The following is a 21678-nucleotide window of genomic DNA, read 5'->3' as shown; positions in this document are numbered from 1 at the left end:
TGACCCTCCTTTAATAACGCACCAAAGTGCGGCTCTCGATGCTTTTCCGAACGGTGGTGACGTTTGGATCTTCGACCATTTCAAGTGCGCTGTGTGCAATCGACGGCAGTCCTTGATTGTCGTAGATGTTGAAGACGACCACCTCGTCCGGCATCATTTTTGATTGATAGACCCATTCGTGTTCAGGGTTTCCCACCAGCCCCATGATTTGTCCTTTGCGATCGGGATAGATCAGATCCAGCAGAATCCAGTCAGAGGGGTCAACTGATGACGGGCGAACAAAACCAAGGGGCGCTGAATTGATAGGATGCTCCAAAGGACGCCAGACATTGACGAAGGCATAGTGACCTTGCGCCCATTCAACTGCGGCCACGGCGCCCAACAGATCAACAAGGCGCTGCTCGGCTCCATCTTTGCTGTAGTCACTGTGGACATTTCGCGCGGGTTTGCGCGTTGCATGGGGATCGTCCACCCGAACGGTGTGATCAAAAACCACGACCTCGCGTGCGCCCAGCCTGTCCAATAGCATCGCTGTCAGCTCAGCGTCGTATGCCGTTTTCCAGGCGTCGCCAGTAAAGTCTTTCACCTGCGTTTTAAGCGGTGTGAATTCAACGGCATCAGACGCAAATGTAACTGACGTGGTCGTCGCACGGTTATCTGCCAGCGCAATGGATGTCGGCGCCAATTCTGGGGAAATCAAATTTCCTGTAATCCCGCCTGCATCGAGTTCAAAGACCTGCCGATATGGCTTGTGAACATGGTAGTTGACTGTGGCCGTCCGTGTCATTTGCGTCTCCTGCCAAAGCTCCGTTGCGTCTGCAAAAAAGATTTAGCATCGAGAAAATTACAGATAAATTGCCTACTTGCGGATTTATAATTCGGATTTTGAAGATAATAGAATTGGGTGCCGAACTTTTGCATTGCGCGGCACGCTAAGTGTCGCTTTCAATCGAATGCGCTGATTTCCAGCCCTTCGCCCAAGAGATCATCGCACAGCAAGAGGCGGTACTTTATGTGTGAAATCGACCTATTTATTCCACCGCCAACTCAGCATCGGATCTTTTAATCGCTAACGATTGGGGCATAGCACAACTCGCACCCCGCCCTTTGCTGCCGTTGAACCGGGAAAACCGGGGCATGGAGAAACCGATCACTCGCTGCAGGCGCAAAATTCAAGGCTTTCTGGAGTTCACGCTTCGCGGTTCTGTGCATCCCCGAGATTAGAATTAGTCAACCACCAATCTGTGCCATAGTCGCTTGAACCGCATAATATCTTTGCGCGTTGGGAGGATGCGTCCCTAGAAAGCGATCGCCGGGGTCAGGAACGCGTGCGAAGTACAGCGCACCTTTGAGCGGATCATAACCCGCTTTGTAAGCAATGACCGTGCCTAGCCGATCTGCTTCCAACTCAAAGTCCTTTGAATAGCTGCGCCCACCTACAAAGGCTCCAATATCTTGCGCTGCGGCGATGTCGTTCGCCCCGCTCCCGGCGATTGTTGCCAGACCGACCAAAATCATCGCACCGGCTGCCGCGTTCTGAGCGCGGCGTGCCAAGTGCCCTTGTATGTGGTGAGCGGCTTCATGAGACATAACAAATGCAAGTTCGTCGGTATTGTTGACATCTCGTATCAGAGCTTGGGTCATTGTGATAACCGGACGCCCCGACTTGCTTAAACTCTGGTAGGCGTTTGAGGGAGCTTGTTTGTTTGGATCAATGCGGATCAAATAGTCGCAATTCACGCCAGAACTGAGGCGGCGGCATTCTCGCTCTGCCACGGGCTCAATTCGAGAGGCGACCTGGCGGAATCTAATTTGCGCCTGCTGAGGACTGACCGGTGCGCTTGCGCGGCTAGAGTTTGGGATGGGTGCCGAAGGAGGAGTGGCAATCGTTGCACATCCCGCCAGCATCAGAGCAGTAAATACCGATACAGCTCGCTTTAAAAACACACCCTTCAACCTTTCCAATGAATTCTAATTTTGCTCGTGCTTGTCGTTAAACTAAAGCCAATATCTCAGATCTGTAAACTGGACGTGCCTCCCAAAGAGAGGAAACACGATATGCTGAAGTTGGCCCAAAGCGGTCACTCGATGGGTATTGTTTTATTGCGTATCCAGCCCGCATTGCCGGTACTCGCTGCAGGTGTAAGAGACTCACGCTTACGTAATGCCGCAACGCGTGACGAAACTGCCATTGCAGACAACAAGATAGAGGCGGCCTAGTCGGTCTCTCACCAAAAACCGCACAAACTATGTCGGGATTGGCGCAGTATTGGTGACCCCCAAGCTCCTAAACTCGTTCCAAACAGGGAGAATTGCCCCCACAATTGGAGAGATCTAAATGACCACTCGCCCTCTGGAACACATCCGGGTGCTCGATTTTGGCCAGTATCTGGCCGGTCCCCTCGTCGGCCTGATGCTGGCCGATATGGGGGCCGAGGTAATCCGCATTGATCCGCCTGGCGGGCCGCGTCTGAAAGAGCCCGCGACCGATATGCTTTCGCGTGGGAAAACGGCGATGACACTCGACCTCAAGTCGCCACAAGACCTTGCCACCGCACGCGATCTCATTGCGCGTTCGGACGTCGTGATAGAGAACTTTCGTCCCGGAGTTATGGAGCGGCTGGGGTTAGGGCCGAAGAACTTATTTGCGATCAATCCACGAATAGTTTCGCTGTCATTACCGGGCTTCGCATCTGGAGATCCAGCGCTGGCCGACCTACCCGCGTGGGAAGCAATCATCGCCGCCCGTACAGGGCAGTTTACCGATATGGGGTTGAACCGCCGTCTGATGGGGATCAACCCCTCGTTTACTCCTTTGACCTTGGCTTCAGCCTATGGAGCGGCATTTGGAGCGATGGCAGTTCAATTCGCTTTGCTTGCGCGTGATGACAATGGCGGTGAGCATATCGAGGTACCCCTGGCCTCTGCTTTACTCGAGGGGCTCGTCTACAATTGCGAACAGATTGAGGATTATCCAGAACGCTACAAATCTCCCCGCGAGGTAGAACTGGACCGTCGCGCCGCTGAAGGGTTGCCGACCGACCTAAGCTTTGCCGAGCTAGAGGAATTCCTCGATCCATTTTATCGCACCTATACCTGCGCTGACGGGCGCGGGTTCTACGTCGTGGCTGGCAGCGTGAAGACTCACCCCCGCAGGGTGCTGGAGACCCTAGGATTGGAACAGTTGGCCGACGAACTGCCCGACTTCGACGCTTATCTGGACAAGGCGGATTGGCCAGATGAATGGGCGCTTCGCAATTACCCTGTGGGGGAACAGGATCGCGAACGGGTGTCATCTGCTATGAAGGCGGCTTTTCTGACGCGACCGTCGCATGAGTGGGAAGAGCTGTTTGGCGCGGCCAAGGCACCTGCAACCGCACAGCGTTTTGGCCACGAGTGGTTGGCCGATCCACATGCATTGACGTCGGGATTGATAATCGAAGTGGATGACCCTCGCCACGGTAAGATGCGGCAGATGGGCAATGTGGCCTGGCTGGCGGACGACACAGGCGCTTTGAACAAACGTCCGGGGCCCGAGCCAGACAGCACACCTGTTGCCAAAATTCTCGCTGAGGCGAGACGATCAGGCCAATTCGGCACAGCAACCAATGGCTGGCTTGACGGCTTGAAGGTGCTGGATCTGACCAATGTGATCGCGGGGCCGACCATCGGCTCGACCCTTGCCCGGTTCGGTGCCAAAGTGACGTCCGTTCAGCCGGTCGAACCCTCGGTTGATCCTTGGAACACGGTGGTGTTTGGACTGCACGCCCACCGAGGGAAGGACAGCGTTCTGTTGAACCTGCGCACTAAGGATGGACAGGACGCTCTGCGCCGTCTGGTTGCCGACAGCGATGTCGTCACCATGAACGGCACAGATGAACAACGCGATGCGCTTGGGCTGGGCGAGGCAAAACTGGCCGCGATCAACCCGCGCCTAATCCTGGTGCAACTGGATGCCTTTGGCGGCCCTGCGTGGAGTCCGAAATCCGACCACCTAGGTTATGACGATCTTGCGCAAGCCGCGACCGGCGTAATGGTTCGGTTTGGAGGCGGCATGCAAACACCCGAGGAACACGCCCATTTCGGCACAATTGACGTTTTGACAGGCTATTGCGCCTGCGTTGCTTTGGGGGCCGCCCTGCTGCGTTTGCAAAAAACCGGCAAAGGTGGCATCGCCCGCGCCGCATTGGCTGCTGCCGGGAACCTGATCCAGGCGCAGCTGATGTACGATTTTGACGGGCGCGCACCCTTTGACGAACCTTCCGGCAGAGAGGCGCTGGGCTGGGGTCCATTCTATCACTGCTATCGGGCCTCGGATGTCTGGATGTTCTTCGCTGCCCCAACTGAGCGGCAGAACGCATTGCGTGCGGTCAACGGCTTGGCGGATTTGGCAGCAATCCCCGAGGATCAATTGACCACGGCTCTGATGGAACGTTTCGCTACACATCCCGCTTCATTCTGGGCCAAGGCGTTCGAAGAGACGTCGTCCACCGTCATGCCGTTGGGCTCTTTGCACGAAACACGCGACGCAGCGCTGCAGTCGGAAAGCGCAGGCGAAGTTGACCTAACCCTAAATACGTTCAGCACCATTCGCCATGACCTGCATCCAATGGGCCGCTGGTGCGATCTGGTCGCACCCAATGCGGTGCGCCCGTCACGGGCAAAGATCACCATTCCAGACCCAATGCCGACATATGGTGCGGACACGCGTCGCATACTTTTGAATTTGGGCTTTTCCGAAGGCCAAATTGAAACCATGATCGCGTCCGGCGCGGCCAGCGAAAGCTGGTCTGCAAAATACCTACCGGAATAGGCAAATGACATCTTCAGAAGGGCCATCTCCAGCCACCACCCCCCGATCTCGCGCCAAGGCGCGACACATCCTCGACAACTACTACATCGGACCGGCTCGAGACGAAGCTGTTCTGGAAATCTGGGGCTACACTCCCCGCATGAGCTATGCGCCCGGCGACACAGTCGCGCTGCATGTTTCGACGACTGCTGAGACATGGGATATGGAAGTCGGTCGGGACGGATCTGTCTATGAGCCCGTTTTGCGCAAAGAGGGTTTGATTGGCAGCCATCAGGAGACACCTCTCGATTGCTCGGTCACAGGATGCAATTGGCAGGCAAGCCACGAATTCACCATCCCGACGGAATGGCGCCCGGGCGGTTATCTGATTACGCTTAGTGCCGAACGGGACGGTGACCGGGTTGAGGAACATCACCTGATCCTCGTGCGCAGTGCAGCGGATTCCGATAGACCACGTATAGTTTTGGTCTGCGCGACCGGCACGTGGCTTGCCTATAACTGTTGGGGCGGGTCGAACCATTACGAGGGGATCACAGGACCGAAGCGCAATGCCTTTTCCCCTAGGGTATCAACCCAGCGACCATGGAGCAGAGGTTTTTGCAAGCTTCCCGCTGGTGCCCCTCGCGCCGTCCCTGAAACTCCTCACAAGCCTGGGACAATAGTTCGTTACCCTTATATGGAGTGGGCTTATTCCTATGGCTACTCCAAGAAATATGCGTCAGCAGGTTGGGCCAGCTACGAACGCCATTTTGCCCACTGGCTCGAGGCCGAAGGATTCGAATTCGATATCGCCACGCAACATGATCTTGAGGAACAGCCTGATCTTCTGAATCACTACAGATGTACAATCTTCGTTGGGCATGACGAATATTGGTCTGCCAACATGAGACACTCGGTGGACCGGTATGTTGAAAACGGTGGCAAAGTAGCTCGGTTTGCCGGGAACTTCCTTTGGCAGACACGCATCGAAGATAAAGGCCGCATTCAGGTCTGCTTTAAATATAGGGCCGATGAGGACCCGCTCTTAGGCACCGATCAAGAACGACTTGTGACCACCGCCTGGGAGGTTTCACCGGTCAATTGGCCCGGTGCACAAACCTTCGGGGTGAACGGTCTCAAGGGAATCTACGCTGGGCTGGGGCGCTGCGTGGGGCATGGTAGCGGCGGCTTTACCGTCTACCGACCCGATCACTGGGTGATGGCAGGCACAGAGCTCGGGTATGGTGACCAACTGGGGGCCAAGTCGCGCGTATTCGGCTATGAGGTCGACGGCGTGGACTATCAAGTGCAGGACGGTCTGCCCTATGCCACGGGAAAGGACGGCGCAGACCCGGGCATGGAAATCTTGGCAATGGGACTGGCGACGAATATCGAACCCGATCACAGGATATGGGGTGAGACTGCTTACATCGGTGACGGTGACGCGAAGTTCAAAGCAAAAGCCCAATTCAGAGCGGTTTCGGACGAAACACTGGATCGCAGCAAGCGCGGAAATGGTGTCATCGTGCATTGGCGGCGCGGCAAAGGGGAAGTCTTCACTGCCGGCACATGCGAATGGGTCATGGGACTTATCTGCAAGGATCAACAGGTGGAACGTATAACCCGCAACGTGCTGATAAAGTTCATAGCCGCTGAGTGACAGCCGGAAAGTTTTTTGATCCCGAGTTCAGAATTGATCATCGACCCTGACCGGACATTAATCACACGGGCAATACTAAAGCGTCGGCGAACTCACAGAATGCACGACAGAGCAGCCCTGCGTTCTCTTTCGAACAAGGTCTGCTTTATTTCCTCAATCGGGTCTACCCTTGATCTGCTGCTCAGCCGCAAGCTCTGAGATTTGCAGATACTCGATAGTAGGTCGTGTCCAATTACTGTTCAAGTTGGCTCAAAACAATTGGATCGATTATTGGAAGTAAATAGAGGGCAATGGCGAACTCAAGCGAACTTGGTAGACATCCAGCAACCAACCGAGATGCTGAAGGCTCAGTCCGCTTTGCCGCATCCGCGAGATCGGGGTATGTCGGACTCGCAAGTCGAGCAACTAAGCGGAAACTAAAAGACACGGCTAAGGCGAAACTGTATCATTGGTTCGAAAAGTGTAGTTTTGAATATCAACTCTTTTGCCAATACCGCGGTTTTTTTCGCAGCAAGTTCTTGGAGGTCTTTTATGTGTAAGTGCCTAAATACCGCTGTCTTCTCTGCCATGTGTCTTTTTGCAGGCGCGGCCCACGCACAGTTCGTACCCTCTGAAGAGTCCATTCAAAACCTTTATCCCGGCAAAGCCTATTCACCCAACGCGCAGCGCAGCTTTCCATCGCAGGTATATTGGGGGGACACCCATATTCACACCGGTCTCTCGATGGACGCAGGCCTCTTCGGCAATACGACCGGCCTTGAGACAATGTTGCGCTTTGCGCGCGGTGAAGAGGTCGTCTCGGCGTCGGGGCAGCCCGTCAAACTGGCGCGACCGCTGGACTGGATCGTGACCACCGAGCATTCCGACGGTATGGGTATGATTACCGATCTGGCGAAAGGCGCACCGAATATCATGGACTCTGAACAGGGAGCGCGCTGGTCGCGAGCCCTTCAAGAAGGCGGCGAAGCCTCTGCCGCAGCAGCATTGGACCTGATTACGACTTTCTCACAAGGAAACATGGACCCGGACTTAGTCAAAGATTACTCACCAGGTTCACCGATCTATGCCTCTGTCTGGGAAAACATGATCGATACCGTTGAAACCTTCAATGACCCAGGAGATTTCACTGCATTCCACGGCTTTGAATGGACGTCGTTAATCCGCGGCAACAACATGCACCGCAATGTCATTTTTCGCGACAATGCCGACAGGGTCAAACAGGTGCAGCCAATGGTCACGCAACCGCCTGTCGGCTCGACTGACCCATTGGACCTATATAAGTGGTTGGAGAACTATGAAGCCAGCACCGGCGGGCAGGCCTTTGCTTTGTCCCACAACGGCAACCTTTCGAACGGCATCATGTTTCCGTCCGAGACACGCTACAACGGCGAACCGGTGGATGAAGCCTATGCGATGGCGCGCATCAAATGGGAACCGCTGTATGAAATTACCCAGATCAAGGGCGATGGTGAGGCTCACCCCGCACTCAGCCCGGATGACGAGTTCGCTAATTACGAGACATGGGACGCAGGCAACCTCGATCTGACGGAAGCGAAAACTCCAGACATGCTTGCCGGCGAATACGCCCGCGAGGCGTTAAAGCAGGGCTTTGCTATTGAGGCCCGCACAGGCGTGAACCCCTACAAATTCGGGTTCTCCGGCGCGACGGACAGTCATACGTCGCTCACGACTGCGGACAGTGATAACTATTTTGGTAAAGCAACCAATGCCGAGCCGTCACTGACCCGAGCGGCACATCCGTTCACAGAAACCGAGAACGGAATTTTCCCTGGCTGGTCGCTGGTCGCTTCGGGTTACACCGGTGTTTGGGCCGAAGAAAACACCCGCGCCAGCCTGTGGGACGCAATGGTGCGCCGAGAGGTCTACGCAACGACCGGTCCGCGTATGGCAGTGCGGTTCTTTGGCGGTTGGGAGTTCAACGACGACGACCTGCGGTCGCGCGCACCTGCCTTTGTGGGCTACGAAAAAGGCGTACCGATGGGAGCTGATCTGCGCCCTGCCACAACGGATGCTCCTACCTTTATGGTTTATGCACTGCGCGACCCTGTCGGAGCAAACCTCGACCGCATCCAGATTGTAAAAGGCTGGATGGATAGCGACGGAAACCTGTCCGAAAAGGTCTATGACGTGGTGTGGTCGGGTGACCGTGAACCGCAAGCAGATGGGAAACTGCCAGCAATAGGCAACACGGTTGATCTGGAAGCAGCAAACTACGTGAACACTATCGGAGCTCCAGAACTGGCTGCGATCTGGACAGACCCGGATTTCGATGCCTCCGAACACGCTTTCTACTACGCTCGTGTCATTGAAATCCCGACGCCACGTTGGGTTGTCTACGATAAAGTACGCCTTGGCGCTGACATACCCGAAGAAGCGACATTGATCGGGCAGGAGCGCGCCTATACTTCGCCAATCTGGTACTCACCAGAAGGCTGATAGAGCGCCTGTCATTCTTGATCCATTTCGTGTGCGCTTGTGGCTCATTGCCGTACTCTGCGCGCACGCAATCGTAGCCTATAATAGCGTTTTAGCATTCCACACATTTTCGGGTCCATAGATGGAACAGCAGCTCCTGAAGGGCGACGAGTCAGAGAAAGAAACTTGAAAAAGATATGATTGAGAGTTTCACCAAGCGATGATCGCGGCCTGCAACTTCAAAAACCTTCTTTCTCTGCACTCGATCATCTACGACAAATACCTACGCTAAACCACGGCCTAACATCCTGCGAACACCGCTGTACTGGTGTTATCTGAATCGACCTTTGGTTGAATGATCAGCTCATCTGCGGATCCAACGCACCATCACTTCAGGCCGCCCGATAGCAACCATTGGTCTTGCGTGCAGAGAAGGTTTGCGATGAGCCCAAGGTACCTAATGCCGCGAACAACTCGAATGGCTGCTTTCGCTTGTCAGTTATTCGTCATACCGGCAATCATGGCTCCAAGTGCAACCAGATGGACAAGCATCAAGGCCTTGTCATTCCATAATGCGCCTACGGTAAACCAGCCCACAACACCGACAAGAAATAGGTAGAGGTTCCACGGCGTCCAACCGAACCCCGTCGCTGTGTATCCCATGATCTGGATGGCGGACGCCCCCCCATTTGACTGCAAACACAACGCGCTCGCGAGATGATCCAAGGGAAACGGTGTCAGACGGCACGGGTCAAACCTCCATCAACGCGCAGGTTTTGACCCGTCATGTACCCACCATTTTCAGACGCGAGCCATGAAATTAGTGATGAGACTTCTGATGCATAGCCGTAGCGACCCATGGGAATACGCGCCTTGCGGTCTGCGGTTTCGGGCAGGCTGTCGATGAAACCAGGAAGGACGTTGTTCATGCGGATGTTGTCTGATGCATATTTGTCTGAGTAGAGCTTCGTGAATGCGGCAAGTCCGGCCCTGAATACGCCGGAAGTCGGAAATAGAGGGTCAGGTTCGAATGTCGCAAACGTTGAGATATTGATAATCACACCGCCGCCTTGCGCTTGCATCATGGGTGTGACCAGCCTGGTCGGGCGGACGACATTCATTAAGTAGACTTCCATGCCTTGATGCCAGTCCTCGTCGCTGATCTCGAGGACCGGACCTTTTGGCCCGTGGCCAGCAGAGTTCACCAGGACATCAACGCGGTCCCAGCGAGCCCTCGCACCCTCGACCAATGCAGTCAGAGCTTCACCATCAAGATTAGAACCTGTAACGCCAAAGCCACCCAGTTCAACGCCAAGTGCCTCACCCTTGCCGGACGACGACAGGATGCCGACCTTGAACCCGTCTGCAGCCAATTTGCGGGCTGCATCCGCGCCCATACCGCTGCCGCCTGCCGTGATCAGCGCTACTTTATCTACTGTCATAACTGGAGTCCTTCTATGGTCGAGCCTATTATCATTGTTGCTTTCGTGAAATTCGATTGAGAATTGATGTTATATGCCAATAGAAATACTATTGCAGTATGGCAGAACTTCCCCCTCTCAACAGCTTGCGTGCTTTTGATGCAGCAGGTCGTCGCCTCAGTTTTCGCGCAGCCGCTGATGAATTAGGTGTCACTCAAGGGGCCGTCGCTCAGCAGGTGCGCCAGCTCGAAGCGCATCTGGATGTGGTCTTGTTTGAGCGAGTGCCAAAGGGCCTGGCGTTTACATCTGCCGGGCGCAGCTTTCACGGCCGGGTCGCTGCAGTGTTCGCAGACCTTCGATCTGCAACTGCCGAGTTGAAGCCAGAGCCGAACAAGGTCCTTATCAGTGTTACTCCGACTTTTGCCGCGAAATGGCTGATTCCCAATCTGCCGAACTTCACAGCAACTCACCCAGATATAGATTTGCGGATTATGGCCACAGAAAAGGTATCCAGCTTTCATAGTGACGGGATCGACCTTTCAGTGCGCCAGGGATCACCGCCGTTTGGTGCCTCGCTGGAAGCGACGTTGCTGTTCAGGCAAACACTGATCGCAGTTGCCGCGCCGTCGCTAATTAGCGACGACCGGTATCCGCTTGAGCCGGAAACGTTGTCCAAGCTGCCCAAGATCCATGACACCCACGACCTTTGGCCGCGTTACCTTACGCATTTGGGTGCTCAGGACCAAGCGCCTAGAGGCCTTCGCCTGAGCCAGACGTCACTCGCAGTCGATGCAGCCATTGCCGGTCAAGGTGTTGCTTTGGTGAGCCGCTTTCTGGTGGCTCATGATCTTGATTCCGGTCGCTTGGTTGAGGTGGGCAAGACGTGGGATGCTGGCGGGAACGACTTCTACGTCCTAATGCCTCGCGCCGCAAAAACCAATAAGCCCGTGGTGGAAGTCATGACGTGGCTCATAACGAGTTCTGTCGCTGATCCCAGGCTGCCTCGGATTTAAGGCAGTCACTCGGATCGTCAGAACGAATGGCCGCAAAGTTCCGCATCTTAGAGTTTGCGGCTATTCTAAAGGTCGGCGTAGCGGCGACCAGTCGCTGGCGCATGTTGCAGAGAACATCACCATTGAGCCTTGGGTGGAGCGTCAACGCTTAAAGTACCGCGCAAGACCGCGCGGCACTAGGATTTGGTTGGTCAGAGTTTTTAAGCTGCTGAGAATGCCCGGACGCTGCCACGCGACTCGAAGACCTGTAAGAACGTGTCGGGATGAGGGCGGATGCGGTAGTTGTCCGTCTCATCGCCAAAGATCACCTTGCCGTCTTCATCCAGAGCAATGACAGTCGCTTTGACGGTATCGTTAGGATAACCGGGCATCCCAGAAGGAGCGCCACCCAAATCTTCGATACCCAAAGCCTTGGCAGCCGCCAGATCGTTGTCCTGAAAGATCTCGAAATGCGCAGGAAGGTCGAAGTCCTTTGCAAGCTTTTTCGAGTTCTTGATGCCTTGGTTAGAGATGAATTTCACCTGCACGCCCACCTTCGCCAGTTGATCCGCCTTTGCTTTCACTTCCTTGAGTTGGTTCATACAAAAGGGGCACCAGTTGGCGCGGAAAAACACAAGCAAGGTCTTTTCGCCCGCGAAGGACGCCGAGGTTGTGCTGGTTTCGTTCAGACGTTGCAGCTGCAATTCAGGCAGCGCTTTGCCCTTTACGATAGCCGTGCTTGGCTTGCGGCCATAGTTCGAGAAGATGTGGATGTACCATTGCATGGTGATCGCGCCAAACAACGCCAGTCCCACGGCCACGTATTCGCTGGTGGCAGTGAAACCGCCGCGCGCGGAAACTTGATAGATCACCCATGCCAAGGCAGTCAGGTTAATAAGTTGGATCACCGGCAAGTTCTTCGAGGTCCGGGCGATGCCCAATGCGCCGGCCAGCACCATCAGGAAGAACGGCATCGTGAACGTCGCAAAGAATGTGCCGATCCAGATTGGATCATAGCCCGACATCCAGAACATGACGGCCGAACCAACACCAGACAGCATGTTCAGCATGATATAGGGAAGAATAAGTTTGCCTTTCATTTCGAAAGTCCTTTCGAGGTCTAGTCGGGTTGCCCGCAGTGGCTCATCGGTCACGAAAATGCAGGGTTTAAGGAATGAGTGGCTGCGCCTCGCCTTGCGAGGCGCGTAGCCGAGTTAAGCGGTGGCTGCAGCCGCCAGGGTGTCGAGAACAGGGAACAAGTCCGAAGGTTCAGGACGGCGGGTATAGTCGGGGTTCACCTCGGCGTAGGCGATGGTGCCATCGGTATCGACGATGTAACGTGCAGGCATCGGTAGGTTCCATTGACTATCGCCATGGATGCGCGGCAAGTGAACGCCAAACCCATCGTGGATCGGAATGACGTAATCTTGCAACGTCCAGCGGATACCAAGCTTTTCCGCCAGCTCGCCGTTCTTGTCGGTCAGGATCGGGAAGCTCAACTCGTTGTCCTTCTGCGACTTTCGGCTGTCCGCCGCGCCCTGCATCGAGATTGCGACAAGCGTCGCACCACGTGAGCGGATGTCCTCGGCAACCTCCTCAAGCGCTTTCAGCTCGATGTTGCAGTAGGGGCACCAAACACCACGGTAGAACGTCATAACAACCGGCCCGTTGGCCAACAGATCTTTCAGCGCGACGGGGTTGCGATCAGAATCCGTCAGCACGAAGTCAGGCACAGCGTCACCCGCTTTCAGTGCGCGATCGGCCTGGCCGCTGTCGATCAGCTCTTGTGTTGAACGGGCGAAGGTTTCGAAAGCACCTTCGGGAGCCATGGTTTTGAATTGGGCTTTGAAGCCGTCGAGTTGATCTTGGAGGGTCATGTCTTTTCCACTTCTTAAATTGCGTTCTCTGGCGGGGTCAGGGATCTTTTGTGCCGCCTGTGCTGATAATTGGTCAGTCGGGAAAACGGTGGTAGTTAGCGAATTTGTGTAACGGTTATTCGGAAAACGAATGACCCGATTTGCGACTTACACTTGGGACAGGCGCATTCTGAAACAAAGACAGCGCCGTGCTAAAAGCACGACGCTCGTTTGCTGGAATTCCTGATTGCGGGCGGCCCAATGCGAATTCAATCTCGTGAGGCCTCTTCTATTGGGCGGTGGTCACTCCCCCTAACGAACCAGGAATTTCGAGACGCCAAAGAAGTGGAGAGTATCTCTGATCATTCTACCTTTGCAGCGGTTTCGGGGGCCCATGCCATTGGCTCAAAAGCCTTGTCGAGCGGCGGGTTCACGATGTGGGTCGTGTAGTTCGAGAATACCTTGAGAGCAGTCCCGGCGATGACCTCTAGAACAGTCTGCTTTGAATACCCGGCTTCGATCAATGCATCGACCTGTTCATCGCTGGCCCATCCGCGCGTTTCGTTGATGGTTTCAGCGAATGTGCGCAGCGCCTCAAGTTTGGCGTCCGCAATTGGCGTGCCTGTGCGCAGTGCCTTTATCACACTGTCATCCACACCGGCCATCTTCGAAACGGCTGTGTGTGCAGCCATGCAATAAGTACAGCCGTTCAGACGGTTGTTCGTCATCAGAATGATCTCGCGTTCGGTTGGCGTCAGATCAGTCTTCTCGAAGATGCCCATCATGGTCATGTAGCTTTCGACCAGAACAGGGGACTCAGCCATTGTCGCCATCAGGTTTGGCACAAAGCCCATTTTGCCTTTGATTGCTGAAAGAACCGGTTTGGAACCTTCAGGAGCCGTGTCGACAGTGTGCTGAATGTACGTTGCCATTTGATATTCCCTTTCAGAAAGCGTTTGCACTGAAGTTTTCAAAATTTGGCGGGCCCGAGTTATTGATCGCCTGCCATCGCGTTCAATAGTTGCTCATAAGGAGTTTGGAGGGTAGGCTTCAAATGGGCCTAATGGTTATTCGAAATATGAATGTCAGATAACTTCTCCACGCTACGTTTGTTTTCGCGGGTCGCGCGCACCGGCAGCTTTACTGCGGCGGGAAAAGAAACCGGAAAGTCTCAGCCGTCGGTTTCCCGGATCATTTCCAACCTTGAGAAAGAGCTGGGCGTTCAGCTGTTTGTACGCTCAACGCATGCTGTTCGGCTGACAGAAGCCGGGGAAGAATATCTGACGCGCATCGAGCCGATCCTCTCTGATATCGAGGAAGCAAACCACTTTGTCAGGGGTACTGGCGAACTGCGCGGTCGTTTACGAGTCGGGGCAGCGGCAAGTTTTGCACAACGGGAGATCATACCCGCTCTGCCGCCGTTTCTAGAACAACATCCCAAGCTGAAAGTGGATCTTGTTCTGACCGACTCGATGCAGGATTTGATTGATGAGGCTATCGACGTTGCCATCCGATTTGGACCGTTGGAAGATTCTACGATGGTCGCGCGTAAATTGGGCTCGACACCCAGGGTCGTTGTTGCCGCCCCTTCTTATCTGGAAAAAACTGGCACCCCGAAGCAGCCCTCTGATTTGGTAGATCACCAGATTATCCTTGGTCCATCAAGCATCGGAAAGGTGGGATGGAGCTTTGAAAAGGGCGGTAAGGTCCAATCCATTCGTGTCGAAAGCCAACTGATGATTTCCGTCAATGAAACTACAACCACCGCTGCAGTCGCCGGGTTAGGCATTGTCAGCACGTCCTATTGGAGTTGCAGGAACGAGTTGGAAGCAGGAAGTCTTGTGCAATTGCTGCCTGATTGGACAATCGGAAACGTCGAAGTGAATGCGCTACTTGCGGGTGGTCGCCACACGAAGCCGTCTGCCCGCGTCTTCACAAAGCACTTGCAAGAGGTCTTGGCTAAGAGAACGAGCATTTGAATGACATGGTCGAATGCCAGCTTCGTTGCGCTTCTTAGGAATTGCAAAGTCGAGTTGGGAATGTCCGGTCTGGGCTGACATTGCTTGTCTAAGTTCACAAGGCACCTTTCATCCCAAACGAGCGGTCCGTGATCTGTCTTCAAGACAAAATCCGGTTCAAAGTTGCCATACTCATCAGCACGCAACACGTTGCGCGCCCGCGCTCGCCACTCTTGACGGTTTGACTTTGTCATCGCGCTTTCTGTCGTTTGGCGCGATCAAAGTTTCCACTTGACCTGCGATGAATCACAATAAAGAAAGCCCCTGTTTTTGTGAATTCCTCTCAGGTTAGCATGGCAGACGGTCCCTTTCTTGATTTGCGTCATCTAAAGATGATCCGTGCGATTGCCGAGCATGGACGTGTCAATGATGCGGCCGAGGCTTTGGGCGTCACCTCGTCAGCTCTGTCACATCGCATCAAAGAAGCCGAGCGACGTTTGGATATAGTTCTGTTTACGCGCATACACAAACGTCTGCGCATGACCCCAGCGGCGGAATACCTTGCTGAGGTTGCGGATCGCGTTCTATCGGAAATGGACCGCGCCGAACGCGATGTCCGGCGGATGGATCGTGGTGTTGAACATGTCGTGCGCATCGCAGTCGAAGCCTACAGCGCCTACCATTGGTTGCCCGAGTTTATCCGCTATCTGCAAACCCATTTGCCTGGAATCGAGCTGCAGGTCATGGCGAGCGAGACGCGTGAACCTGTCGGCGCGCTTTCCAACAGGCGTGCCGACATTGTGGTGACGTCCGGAGAGGCAACGCCGGTCGGGACGCATCGAATCCCGCTGTTCCGGGACGAGTTGCTGTTCATTTTCGCGCCGGATCATCCCCTTGCAGCAAAGACCTATGTCGAAGGCAGCGACATTGAAGGGGAAGAATTCATCACCTACACATTGACGCCCGAGCCGGATCGCGAATTTGCCCGGTTGTTCCGACCCTCTGGAAGGTACCCACGCTGGACCACAACGGTAGAGATGCCTGCAGCCATCGTCGAATTGGTAGCCGCCGACCAAGGTAGCAGCGTGCTTGCTGGTTGGGCTGTGCGCCCGGCTATCAAAGCAGGACGCATTGTCGGAGTGCGCGTTGGCAAGAACGGGATAGACGTGCCCTGGGTTGCTTTGATCCGTTCCGAGGACAAAGGTGCAGGCCCCATCCTGAAAGTTGCCCAAGCCCTCGCGCAGTGGTCTTCAGAGAACGGCGGGTTCGGCTAGGACCTTAGTCTTTCGTTCTTCGGATCGTATACATGATGGGAATGGCGTATCGCCGCGCGCATCTCTCCGAAGGCCTGTACTGAACAGATTTCTCCTATTCCAAGTGCGCCGTTTTCCACATAACCAAGCGCCAACAACTTACCCGTTCGATATCCCATCGAAACCGATGTCAAATATCCGATCACCCGGTCTCCTCGAAGGATCGGGTCAGACGGCAAAGGTTCTGGCCCGGCATCGGTGACCTCCAGTCCGATAAAGGTCCATGCAGCTTCTTTTTCGGCCTGTTCCTCAACAGCTTTTCGACCGAAGAATGTTGTCTTGGACATATTCGCGAATTTGGAAAGACCAGCATCGAACAGCGTATATTCAACGCCAAAATCCGTGCCCCAACCATGATACCCTTTCTCGATGCGCATCGCATTGAGCGCGTATGAACCGAATTCGCAGATGCCATGCGGAGAGCCGGCGGTCCAGATTGCCTCGTACAGAGCGATCAGGTCTGAGGTCGCGACATGAAGCTCCCACCCTAGTTCCCCGACATAACTGACCCGCATTGCGGTGACCGGAATACCAGCGATTTCGATCTCGGCCAGGCTCATCCAAGGGGCACTGGCCGCGCTCAGGTCGGCAGTGGTAAGGCCTTGCAAAAGATCGCGGGATTTTGGCCCCATCACCAAAAGTGCGCCATCCCGAGCGTATCCCTTGGTCAACTGTACATCGGCATCGCCACAGGCGGCAGTCAGCCAGTCGAAGTCTCGATCGACAGCCAGGGTTGGACCACACAGCAAAAATCTGTCTTCTGCCAGACGGGCAATCGTTGCCTCGGACCAGATACGCCCTTTGGGTGTAAGCATATAGGAGAGACGCACGCGACCGACGGGCGATAAAGTTCCGCAGATCACTTTGTCGAGCAATTTGGCCGCGTCACACCCTTCAAGGACAAATTTGGTAAAGCCGCCATGGTCCATGATCCCGACACAGTCACGAACTGTTTCGCATTCGACTCGCACTGCATCATGCCAGGGCTCGTGACCGAAACTCAGCGCGTCTGGATCGTTTGCCTGGTCGTGATCGAACCAGAACGCTCGTTCCCAACCGCCGATCTGCCCCATGATCGCACCACACTCGACGAGATGCCCATATAGTGGCGTTTGGTTGAGCGGGCGCCCGGACTCCAAGAGCCGGTGAGGAAATGGGATCGCATATTGCAGGTCATAGTGTTCGGATGCGCGGGCTGTGGCATAGTCTTGCGTGGCCCATGACCCAAACCTGCGGGGATCCCAAGCGGACAGATCCCATTCGGTTTCGCCTGTCGTAAGCCATTCGGCCATGGCTTTTCCGATGGCTGCCGAGTGCGTGATGCCAATTTGTACGCCTGTCGCATGATAGAAATTTCGAGCGCCTCCGTCAGGCCCAACAAGCGGAAGTGCGTCGGGCGAGTAAGGGATCGGGCCGTTCACGAAACGCTGGGCACCCGCTTCGGCAAGCAGAGGCACATGAGAAGAAGCCGCCTCGAACACGGCCATCATCCCGTCGATGTCATCCGGGAAAAGCTGGTGATCAAAATCCTGAGGCACCCCATCTTGCCAGACCGGGCGTCCTTCGTGGGCGTACGACCCAAGTAACAAGGCGTTCCGCTCACGCCTGAGATAAAAGCGGATGTCGGGGTCACGGATCAATGGAAATGTGGCGGTGTCCTTTTCCAGAGCTGCCAATGGCGAGGTCACCATGTATTGGTGCTCAAGCGTGACGACCGGCACATGCAGCCCTGCCATTGCCGCGATCCGTCCGCCGCTAGAACCGGCTGCATTGATTACGCTTTCAGCAACAACAATCCCGGTTGGTGTTTCAACTTCCCACTCCCCGGACGCGCGCTGACGCAAACCTGATACGGGCGTGAAACGGCGAACCTCTGCGCCTAAGTCGCGGGCGTGTTTCGCCAACGCTTGGGTCAACTGACTGGGGTCGATGTCGCCTTCGTAAGGATCAAGAATTCCGCCAAGGACGGTGTCATCCGCTTTCCAATAGGGATGCAACTGTTCGATCTCGGACGGTGTCAGCATCGACAGCTCAAACCCAGCTGATCGAGACACACCACACAGATGCTGGAATAACTGCATACGTTCGGGTGTGTGTGCAGGCCAAATGGCTGACGTGTGGCGATATGTAATCGGCGCGGACGGGTCTTTGGCCAGCTCTTTGTAGAGCTGCCAGGCATAGTTTCCAGCGCGCATGCCCAACCACGAGTTTGCGTAGGTGGGAATATTGCCGGCAGCGTGCCATGTCGACCCTGCAGTCAGTTCGTTCTTTTCCAGAAGAACGGTTTCGGTGATGCCCGCCTTGGCCAGATGGTAAAGAATGGCGGCACCGACCGCGCCGCCACCAATGACGACAACCTGCGCATGGCTTTGCATTCAGTGCGACTCCAACAGTTTTCCGAAGCCCTTGATCGGATCATTGATCCCGATCGCGCGCAGCGTTCGCCAGTAGACGGCCGCATTACAGGCCACGATTGGCTTACCGTGGGCTTCTTCCAATTCGCCAATTATTTCCACCACGGGCAATGCAGTGCCGACTTGAAGAATGACGTCGCAATCAGAGGCTGCGACTTCGGCAAAAACGGCCCGGATGTCGTCCAATGGGGTTTCACAAATTGCAGGGAGCGATGGCGCTTTGGTGCCTTTGATCGCGACCACCTCGAATCCTGCACTTTGCGTATTTGCTTTTACAATGGCGTCGATGTCGGCGTTGAAGGGTGTGACAATACCCACGCGCATTGCCCCCAAACTACGCAAAGCCTCATAGTTTGCCTGCGAGGCGCCTATCACCGGCACACCAACCTGTTTTTCTATTTCTTCGCAACGTGCCTTCAGCTTTTCCGGTCCGCTAGGCCCGGCATCAGTTGTCAGGCCAATGGCAATTGCCGAAGGCGCACAGTCCATCAACTTGGCCGCCTCGTCGGGCAAGTCATCCGACACCGCATCACCCCCCAAGAGAAAACGCTGCATCTGATTGGTCACACCGGGTGGTCGCAGCAACTCCAACTCAGGCTGGACGACGGTGTTCATGGCGGGTGTCATGACACCGATTACGGCGCGAGGGGCAAGGGTGTCAGACATTTTCAGTCTCCTTCATGAATTGGTTCAGCCCGTTCATACCGTCGATATAGATCGCGTCACCGACGATCTTTTTCATTTCAACGGCGTCGCATGACGCACATTCAAAGCGGCTTTCCCAAATACCTAAGGTTTGGTGTGTATGGGTGATCGGTATGAAACGGTGCGTCGACACGTATCCGGTTACGGGCAGCGGACTTTCGAGGATGTCATAGGTATAGAAATGATCGGAATCCGAATGCGCCAACAAGGTTTCCCGGAATACCGTGCCATCTGCGATGTCCAGTTTTCGGATAGTGCCGGTGGCGGTGGGTGATCCGTTTTCCAGGCTGGCCCCCACCACGCCCGGGTTCCAATGCACCACGCCATCGAAGGCGCGAACCGCCGCCCAGACTTTGCTGATGTCAGCGTCAATGATCATACTTCTGAAAACATGCATGTCGGTTCCTTTTTTACGGCTGAAGGCGGATCGGATAGCTGGCGCGAATACGCGCTTCAGCCTCGGCACCAAGATGTGTCGAAGGCGGTGCGGCCAGAATTTCCTTTACGCGGGCCCGCGCTTGATCCCAGATTGTAAGACGGCCGGCCGAAACCCAGTCATCAACACTCTGGCGATCGGCAAGCGCAGGATAATAGTAATCAGATTTCATACGCCTAAGCGTTTCCCCTTCGCCCAGATAGTGCCCATCCTGGGTAACCACACGCTCTACAGCGTCCAAATCGAGCGTTTCATCGTTCACTTCAATCCCCCTGATGCTCCGCAGAATTGCGCCGCACATGTCGTCGTCAATCACCATCGCCTCGGGGCTGGCCACCATGATGGAGCCAAGCATTCCCACTGAAAGGTTGATCATGTCAGCGCCGCCATGGCCGGCCAAAGCGACAGTGTAGCCTTTTTCATAGCCGGCTTGGGCATCGGCAACCTTGGAGTCCGTCATGCCCGCCGAAACAGTGGACGGCAGGCCGATATGGGCCAGTAGTTGAGCGGCGGCGGCATTCGCGATCGCGGCTTCACCGCCGCCACCGCTCATTGCTCCGGTGCGCAGGTCGGAAATGAAGGGCATCAGCGCATAGATGCAGGGGCTACCCCTTTGGATTCCGTCAACCACGACCAAGCCAGCAAGGCATTCCGCAAGGCCCTGAGCCAGCGCACCGGCCAACGTAACCGGACTGGTCGCGCCCGCCTGCCCCGCCGAACAAATCTGCGGGATCACGCCAGCCCTCACAGCCTTCTCAAGCATCAATATTCCTTCGGCGGCGTAGGTCAGCGGCGGGACTACATGGACGATGACCGCCATGCAAAATGGTCTTTCCCGGAAGGAATGTGTGGGACCAAGCGCCAAATCGAACATCTCGACAATCGGATCGATATGATCTGGGTGGCAAAAACTGATACCAATGGGTTTCGACGTGGCCTTGAGGCAGGCAAATGCGGTGTTGATGTCCAACTCGAACGGGTCTGGCATATCCCTGGCAACAACGGGTCGCACGCCGTAATGGATGTTCGGTGATACGTCCAACACGCGCATCAGATTGTAGAGATCGAAGAGCGAGCTATCCCTGTAGGTGCCGGTTGCGGCATCCAGCATCTGAACTGCCGCTCCGCCGGTACCGATGTGGACCCGGCGTCCACCGATCCTCAGATCCCTGTCCTGCGTGAACCCCGGCAGGGTGATCTCGCGCGGTGCGCGTGACAGCGCGGACTTTATTGTCTCGACTGAAAAGCACAACCTGCCATCCGGGCGATGCCACGCCCCCGCATCAACCGCTCGTTTGGTCGCCTCTTTCGGCAAGCCGGACATGCCCACGGTCGCAAGAATGTCATATGCGTGCACCTCGATCGCCGCCAGTTCAGACCGCGATAGTGGCTGCAAAGCGCCGCCAATTTGAAATGCAGGTGACGCGCCCCGATCCAAGCCGCTTTCTGTCGTTTCTCGTCTTCGCGCCCGTCTGACCATTTGCCCCCCTCAACGACACCAATAGAGCGCAAATTTTTGACATTGAGAATTCAATAAACCGGCTCAGATGATGAAAGAAATTCACGAACAATCTAGAGCGTTGTTTGGCCTTCACATCGCTACAGTTCGAGGTCTCTCAATCCAGTAAACGTATTTATTCTGAAGATATTCCCCAACATGGTTAGCGTACGCGAATTTCCGAATGGCGGGCTGCA

At 55.2% G+C, this 21678-nt stretch carries 17 protein-coding genes and 1 pseudogene; 7 read left to right on the top strand and 11 right to left on the bottom strand.

All coding sequences use genetic code 11. The features are described from left to right. Window positions 1–10: 10 nt before the first annotated feature. Entirely contained in the window at window positions 11–787 is a 777-nt protein-coding gene (locus ACR0DT_RS17025; RefSeq protein WP_480711899.1) for a CmcJ/NvfI family oxidoreductase, read from the bottom strand. A 443-nt stretch (window positions 788–1230) separates the two neighbouring features. Further along, window positions 1231–1908, bottom strand: a complete 678-nt coding sequence (locus tag ACR0DT_RS17020; protein ID WP_480712009.1) for a M48 family metalloprotease — start codon at window positions 1906–1908, stop codon at window positions 1231–1233. A 150-nt stretch (window positions 1909–2058) separates the two neighbouring features. Between ACR0DT_RS17020 and ACR0DT_RS17015 the strand changes: the two genes are divergently transcribed. The 4 genes from ACR0DT_RS17015 (at window position 2059) to ACR0DT_RS17000 (ending at window position 8909) form a co-directional block, all read left to right on the top strand. Further along, window positions 2059–2220, top strand: a complete 162-nt coding sequence (locus tag ACR0DT_RS17015) for a hypothetical protein (RefSeq protein WP_480711898.1) — start codon at window positions 2059–2061, stop codon at window positions 2218–2220. A 118-nt stretch (window positions 2221–2338) separates the two neighbouring features. Beyond that, complete coding sequence (locus ACR0DT_RS17010; protein ID WP_480711897.1) at window positions 2339–4813, top strand: CoA transferase; 2475 nt, start codon at window positions 2339–2341, stop codon at window positions 4811–4813. Between the two features lie 4 nt (window positions 4814–4817). Continuing rightward, window positions 4818–6452 carry a N,N-dimethylformamidase beta subunit family domain-containing protein gene (locus ACR0DT_RS17005; protein WP_480711896.1) on the top strand — a complete coding sequence of 545 codons (1635 nt, stop codon included), beginning with the start codon at window positions 4818–4820 and terminating at the stop codon, window positions 6450–6452. A 531-nt stretch (window positions 6453–6983) separates the two neighbouring features. Further along, window positions 6984–8909 carry a DUF3604 domain-containing protein gene (locus ACR0DT_RS17000; RefSeq protein ID WP_480711895.1) on the top strand — a complete coding sequence of 642 codons (1926 nt, stop codon included), beginning with the start codon at window positions 6984–6986 and terminating at the stop codon, window positions 8907–8909. A gap of 474 nt (window positions 8910–9383) precedes the next feature. Here ACR0DT_RS17000 and ACR0DT_RS16995 read toward each other — a convergent pair. Together ACR0DT_RS16995 and ACR0DT_RS16990 are read right to left on the bottom strand one after the other, a co-directional pair. Further along, window positions 9384–9636, bottom strand: a pseudogene (locus ACR0DT_RS16995) (DUF6552 family protein). Next, window positions 9626–10330: an SDR family oxidoreductase gene (locus ACR0DT_RS16990; RefSeq protein WP_480711894.1), complete on the bottom strand. Its 705-nt coding sequence runs from the start codon at window positions 10328–10330 to the stop codon at window positions 9626–9628. The pseudogene ACR0DT_RS16995 and the gene ACR0DT_RS16990 overlap by 11 nt, the downstream one beginning before the upstream one ends. A 98-nt stretch (window positions 10331–10428) precedes the next feature. On the opposite strand from ACR0DT_RS16990, the gene ACR0DT_RS16985 reads away from it, so the two are divergent. Further along, window positions 10429–11322, top strand: coding sequence for a LysR substrate-binding domain-containing protein (locus ACR0DT_RS16985; RefSeq protein WP_480711893.1), 894 nt, complete (start codon window positions 10429–10431; stop codon window positions 11320–11322). A 200-nt stretch (window positions 11323–11522) separates the two neighbouring features. On the opposite strand, the gene ACR0DT_RS16980 is transcribed toward ACR0DT_RS16985, so the two are convergent. The 3 genes from ACR0DT_RS16980 to ACR0DT_RS16970 all read right to left on the bottom strand — a co-directional run bounded on the left by ACR0DT_RS16980 (window position 11523) and on the right by ACR0DT_RS16970 (window position 14089). Further along, window positions 11523–12401: a peroxiredoxin family protein gene (locus tag ACR0DT_RS16980; protein ID WP_480711892.1), complete on the bottom strand. Its 879-nt coding sequence runs from the start codon at window positions 12399–12401 to the stop codon at window positions 11523–11525. A gap of 114 nt (window positions 12402–12515) precedes the next feature. Then, window positions 12516–13178, bottom strand: coding sequence for a peroxiredoxin-like family protein (locus ACR0DT_RS16975; RefSeq protein WP_480711891.1), 663 nt, complete (start codon window positions 13176–13178; stop codon window positions 12516–12518). Window positions 13179–13519: 341 nt separating this feature from the next. Next, window positions 13520–14089 carry a carboxymuconolactone decarboxylase family protein gene (locus ACR0DT_RS16970; RefSeq protein WP_480711890.1) on the bottom strand — a complete coding sequence of 190 codons (570 nt, stop codon included), beginning with the start codon at window positions 14087–14089 and terminating at the stop codon, window positions 13520–13522. A 150-nt stretch (window positions 14090–14239) separates the two neighbouring features. Between ACR0DT_RS16970 and ACR0DT_RS16965 the strand changes: the two genes are divergently transcribed. Beyond that, entirely contained in the window at window positions 14240–15136 is an 897-nt protein-coding gene (locus ACR0DT_RS16965) for a LysR family transcriptional regulator (RefSeq protein WP_480711889.1), read from the top strand. A gap of 332 nt (window positions 15137–15468) precedes the next feature. Beyond that, on the top strand, window positions 15469–16389 hold the full coding sequence (locus tag ACR0DT_RS16960; RefSeq protein ID WP_480711888.1) for a LysR family transcriptional regulator: 921 nt from the start codon (window positions 15469–15471) through the stop codon (window positions 16387–16389). Here ACR0DT_RS16960 and ACR0DT_RS16955 read toward each other — a convergent pair. The 4 genes from ACR0DT_RS16955 to ACR0DT_RS16940 are packed head-to-tail and all read right to left on the bottom strand — an operon-like array spanning window position 16386 to window position 21463. Continuing rightward, window positions 16386–18803 (bottom strand): GcvT family protein, encoded by a 2418-nt coding sequence (locus tag ACR0DT_RS16955; RefSeq protein ID WP_480711887.1) that lies wholly within the window; start codon window positions 18801–18803, stop codon window positions 16386–16388. The two genes, ACR0DT_RS16960 and ACR0DT_RS16955, sit on opposite strands and share 4 nt — an antisense overlap. Beyond that, window positions 18804–19508: a maleate cis-trans isomerase family protein gene (locus ACR0DT_RS16950; RefSeq protein ID WP_480711886.1), complete on the bottom strand. Its 705-nt coding sequence runs from the start codon at window positions 19506–19508 to the stop codon at window positions 18804–18806. Next, window positions 19501–19944: an SRPBCC family protein gene (locus ACR0DT_RS16945; protein ID WP_480711885.1), complete on the bottom strand. Its 444-nt coding sequence runs from the start codon at window positions 19942–19944 to the stop codon at window positions 19501–19503. Before ACR0DT_RS16945 ends, ACR0DT_RS16950 begins: the two co-directional genes overlap by 8 nt. A 13-nt stretch (window positions 19945–19957) precedes the next feature. Further along, entirely contained in the window at window positions 19958–21463 is a 1506-nt protein-coding gene (locus ACR0DT_RS16940; protein WP_480711884.1) for a trimethylamine methyltransferase family protein, read from the bottom strand. Between the last annotated feature and the right edge of the window lie 215 nt (window positions 21464–21678).

It is taken from the genome of Ruegeria sp. BI11 (assembly GCF_056538005.1).
This window is presented reverse-complemented; position numbering and strand designations above follow the sequence as displayed.

Excerpts from the sequence above, each read along its gene's own strand:
- ACR0DT_RS17025 (WP_480711899.1), bottom strand. The coding sequence starts at position 787 with ATGACACGGACGGCCACAGTCAACTACCATGTTCACAAGCCATATCGG.
- ACR0DT_RS17020 (WP_480712009.1), bottom strand. The coding sequence starts at position 1,908 with ATGCTGGCGGGATGTGCAACGATTGCCACTCCTCCTTCGGCACCCATC.
- ACR0DT_RS17015 (WP_480711898.1), top strand. The coding sequence starts at position 2,059 with ATGCTGAAGTTGGCCCAAAGCGGTCACTCGATGGGTATTGTTTTATTG.
- ACR0DT_RS17010 (WP_480711897.1), top strand. The coding sequence starts at position 2,339 with ATGACCACTCGCCCTCTGGAACACATCCGGGTGCTCGATTTTGGCCAG.
- ACR0DT_RS17005 (WP_480711896.1), top strand. The coding sequence starts at position 4,818 with ATGACATCTTCAGAAGGGCCATCTCCAGCCACCACCCCCCGATCTCGC.
- ACR0DT_RS17000 (WP_480711895.1), top strand. The coding sequence starts at position 6,984 with ATGTGTAAGTGCCTAAATACCGCTGTCTTCTCTGCCATGTGTCTTTTT.
- ACR0DT_RS16990 (WP_480711894.1), bottom strand. The coding sequence starts at position 10,330 with ATGACAGTAGATAAAGTAGCGCTGATCACGGCAGGCGGCAGCGGTATG.
- ACR0DT_RS16985 (WP_480711893.1), top strand. The coding sequence starts at position 10,429 with ATGGCAGAACTTCCCCCTCTCAACAGCTTGCGTGCTTTTGATGCAGCA.
- ACR0DT_RS16980 (WP_480711892.1), bottom strand. The coding sequence starts at position 12,401 with ATGAAAGGCAAACTTATTCTTCCCTATATCATGCTGAACATGCTGTCT.
- ACR0DT_RS16975 (WP_480711891.1), bottom strand. The coding sequence starts at position 13,178 with ATGACCCTCCAAGATCAACTCGACGGCTTCAAAGCCCAATTCAAAACC.
- ACR0DT_RS16970 (WP_480711890.1), bottom strand. The coding sequence starts at position 14,089 with ATGGCAACGTACATTCAGCACACTGTCGACACGGCTCCTGAAGGTTCC.
- ACR0DT_RS16965 (WP_480711889.1), top strand. The coding sequence starts at position 14,240 with ATGTCAGATAACTTCTCCACGCTACGTTTGTTTTCGCGGGTCGCGCGC.
- ACR0DT_RS16960 (WP_480711888.1), top strand. The coding sequence starts at position 15,469 with ATGGCAGACGGTCCCTTTCTTGATTTGCGTCATCTAAAGATGATCCGT.
- ACR0DT_RS16955 (WP_480711887.1), bottom strand. The coding sequence starts at position 18,803 with ATGCAAAGCCATGCGCAGGTTGTCGTCATTGGTGGCGGCGCGGTCGGT.
- ACR0DT_RS16950 (WP_480711886.1), bottom strand. The coding sequence starts at position 19,508 with ATGTCTGACACCCTTGCCCCTCGCGCCGTAATCGGTGTCATGACACCC.
- ACR0DT_RS16945 (WP_480711885.1), bottom strand. The coding sequence starts at position 19,944 with ATGCATGTTTTCAGAAGTATGATCATTGACGCTGACATCAGCAAAGTC.
- ACR0DT_RS16940 (WP_480711884.1), bottom strand. The coding sequence starts at position 21,463 with ATGGTCAGACGGGCGCGAAGACGAGAAACGACAGAAAGCGGCTTGGAT.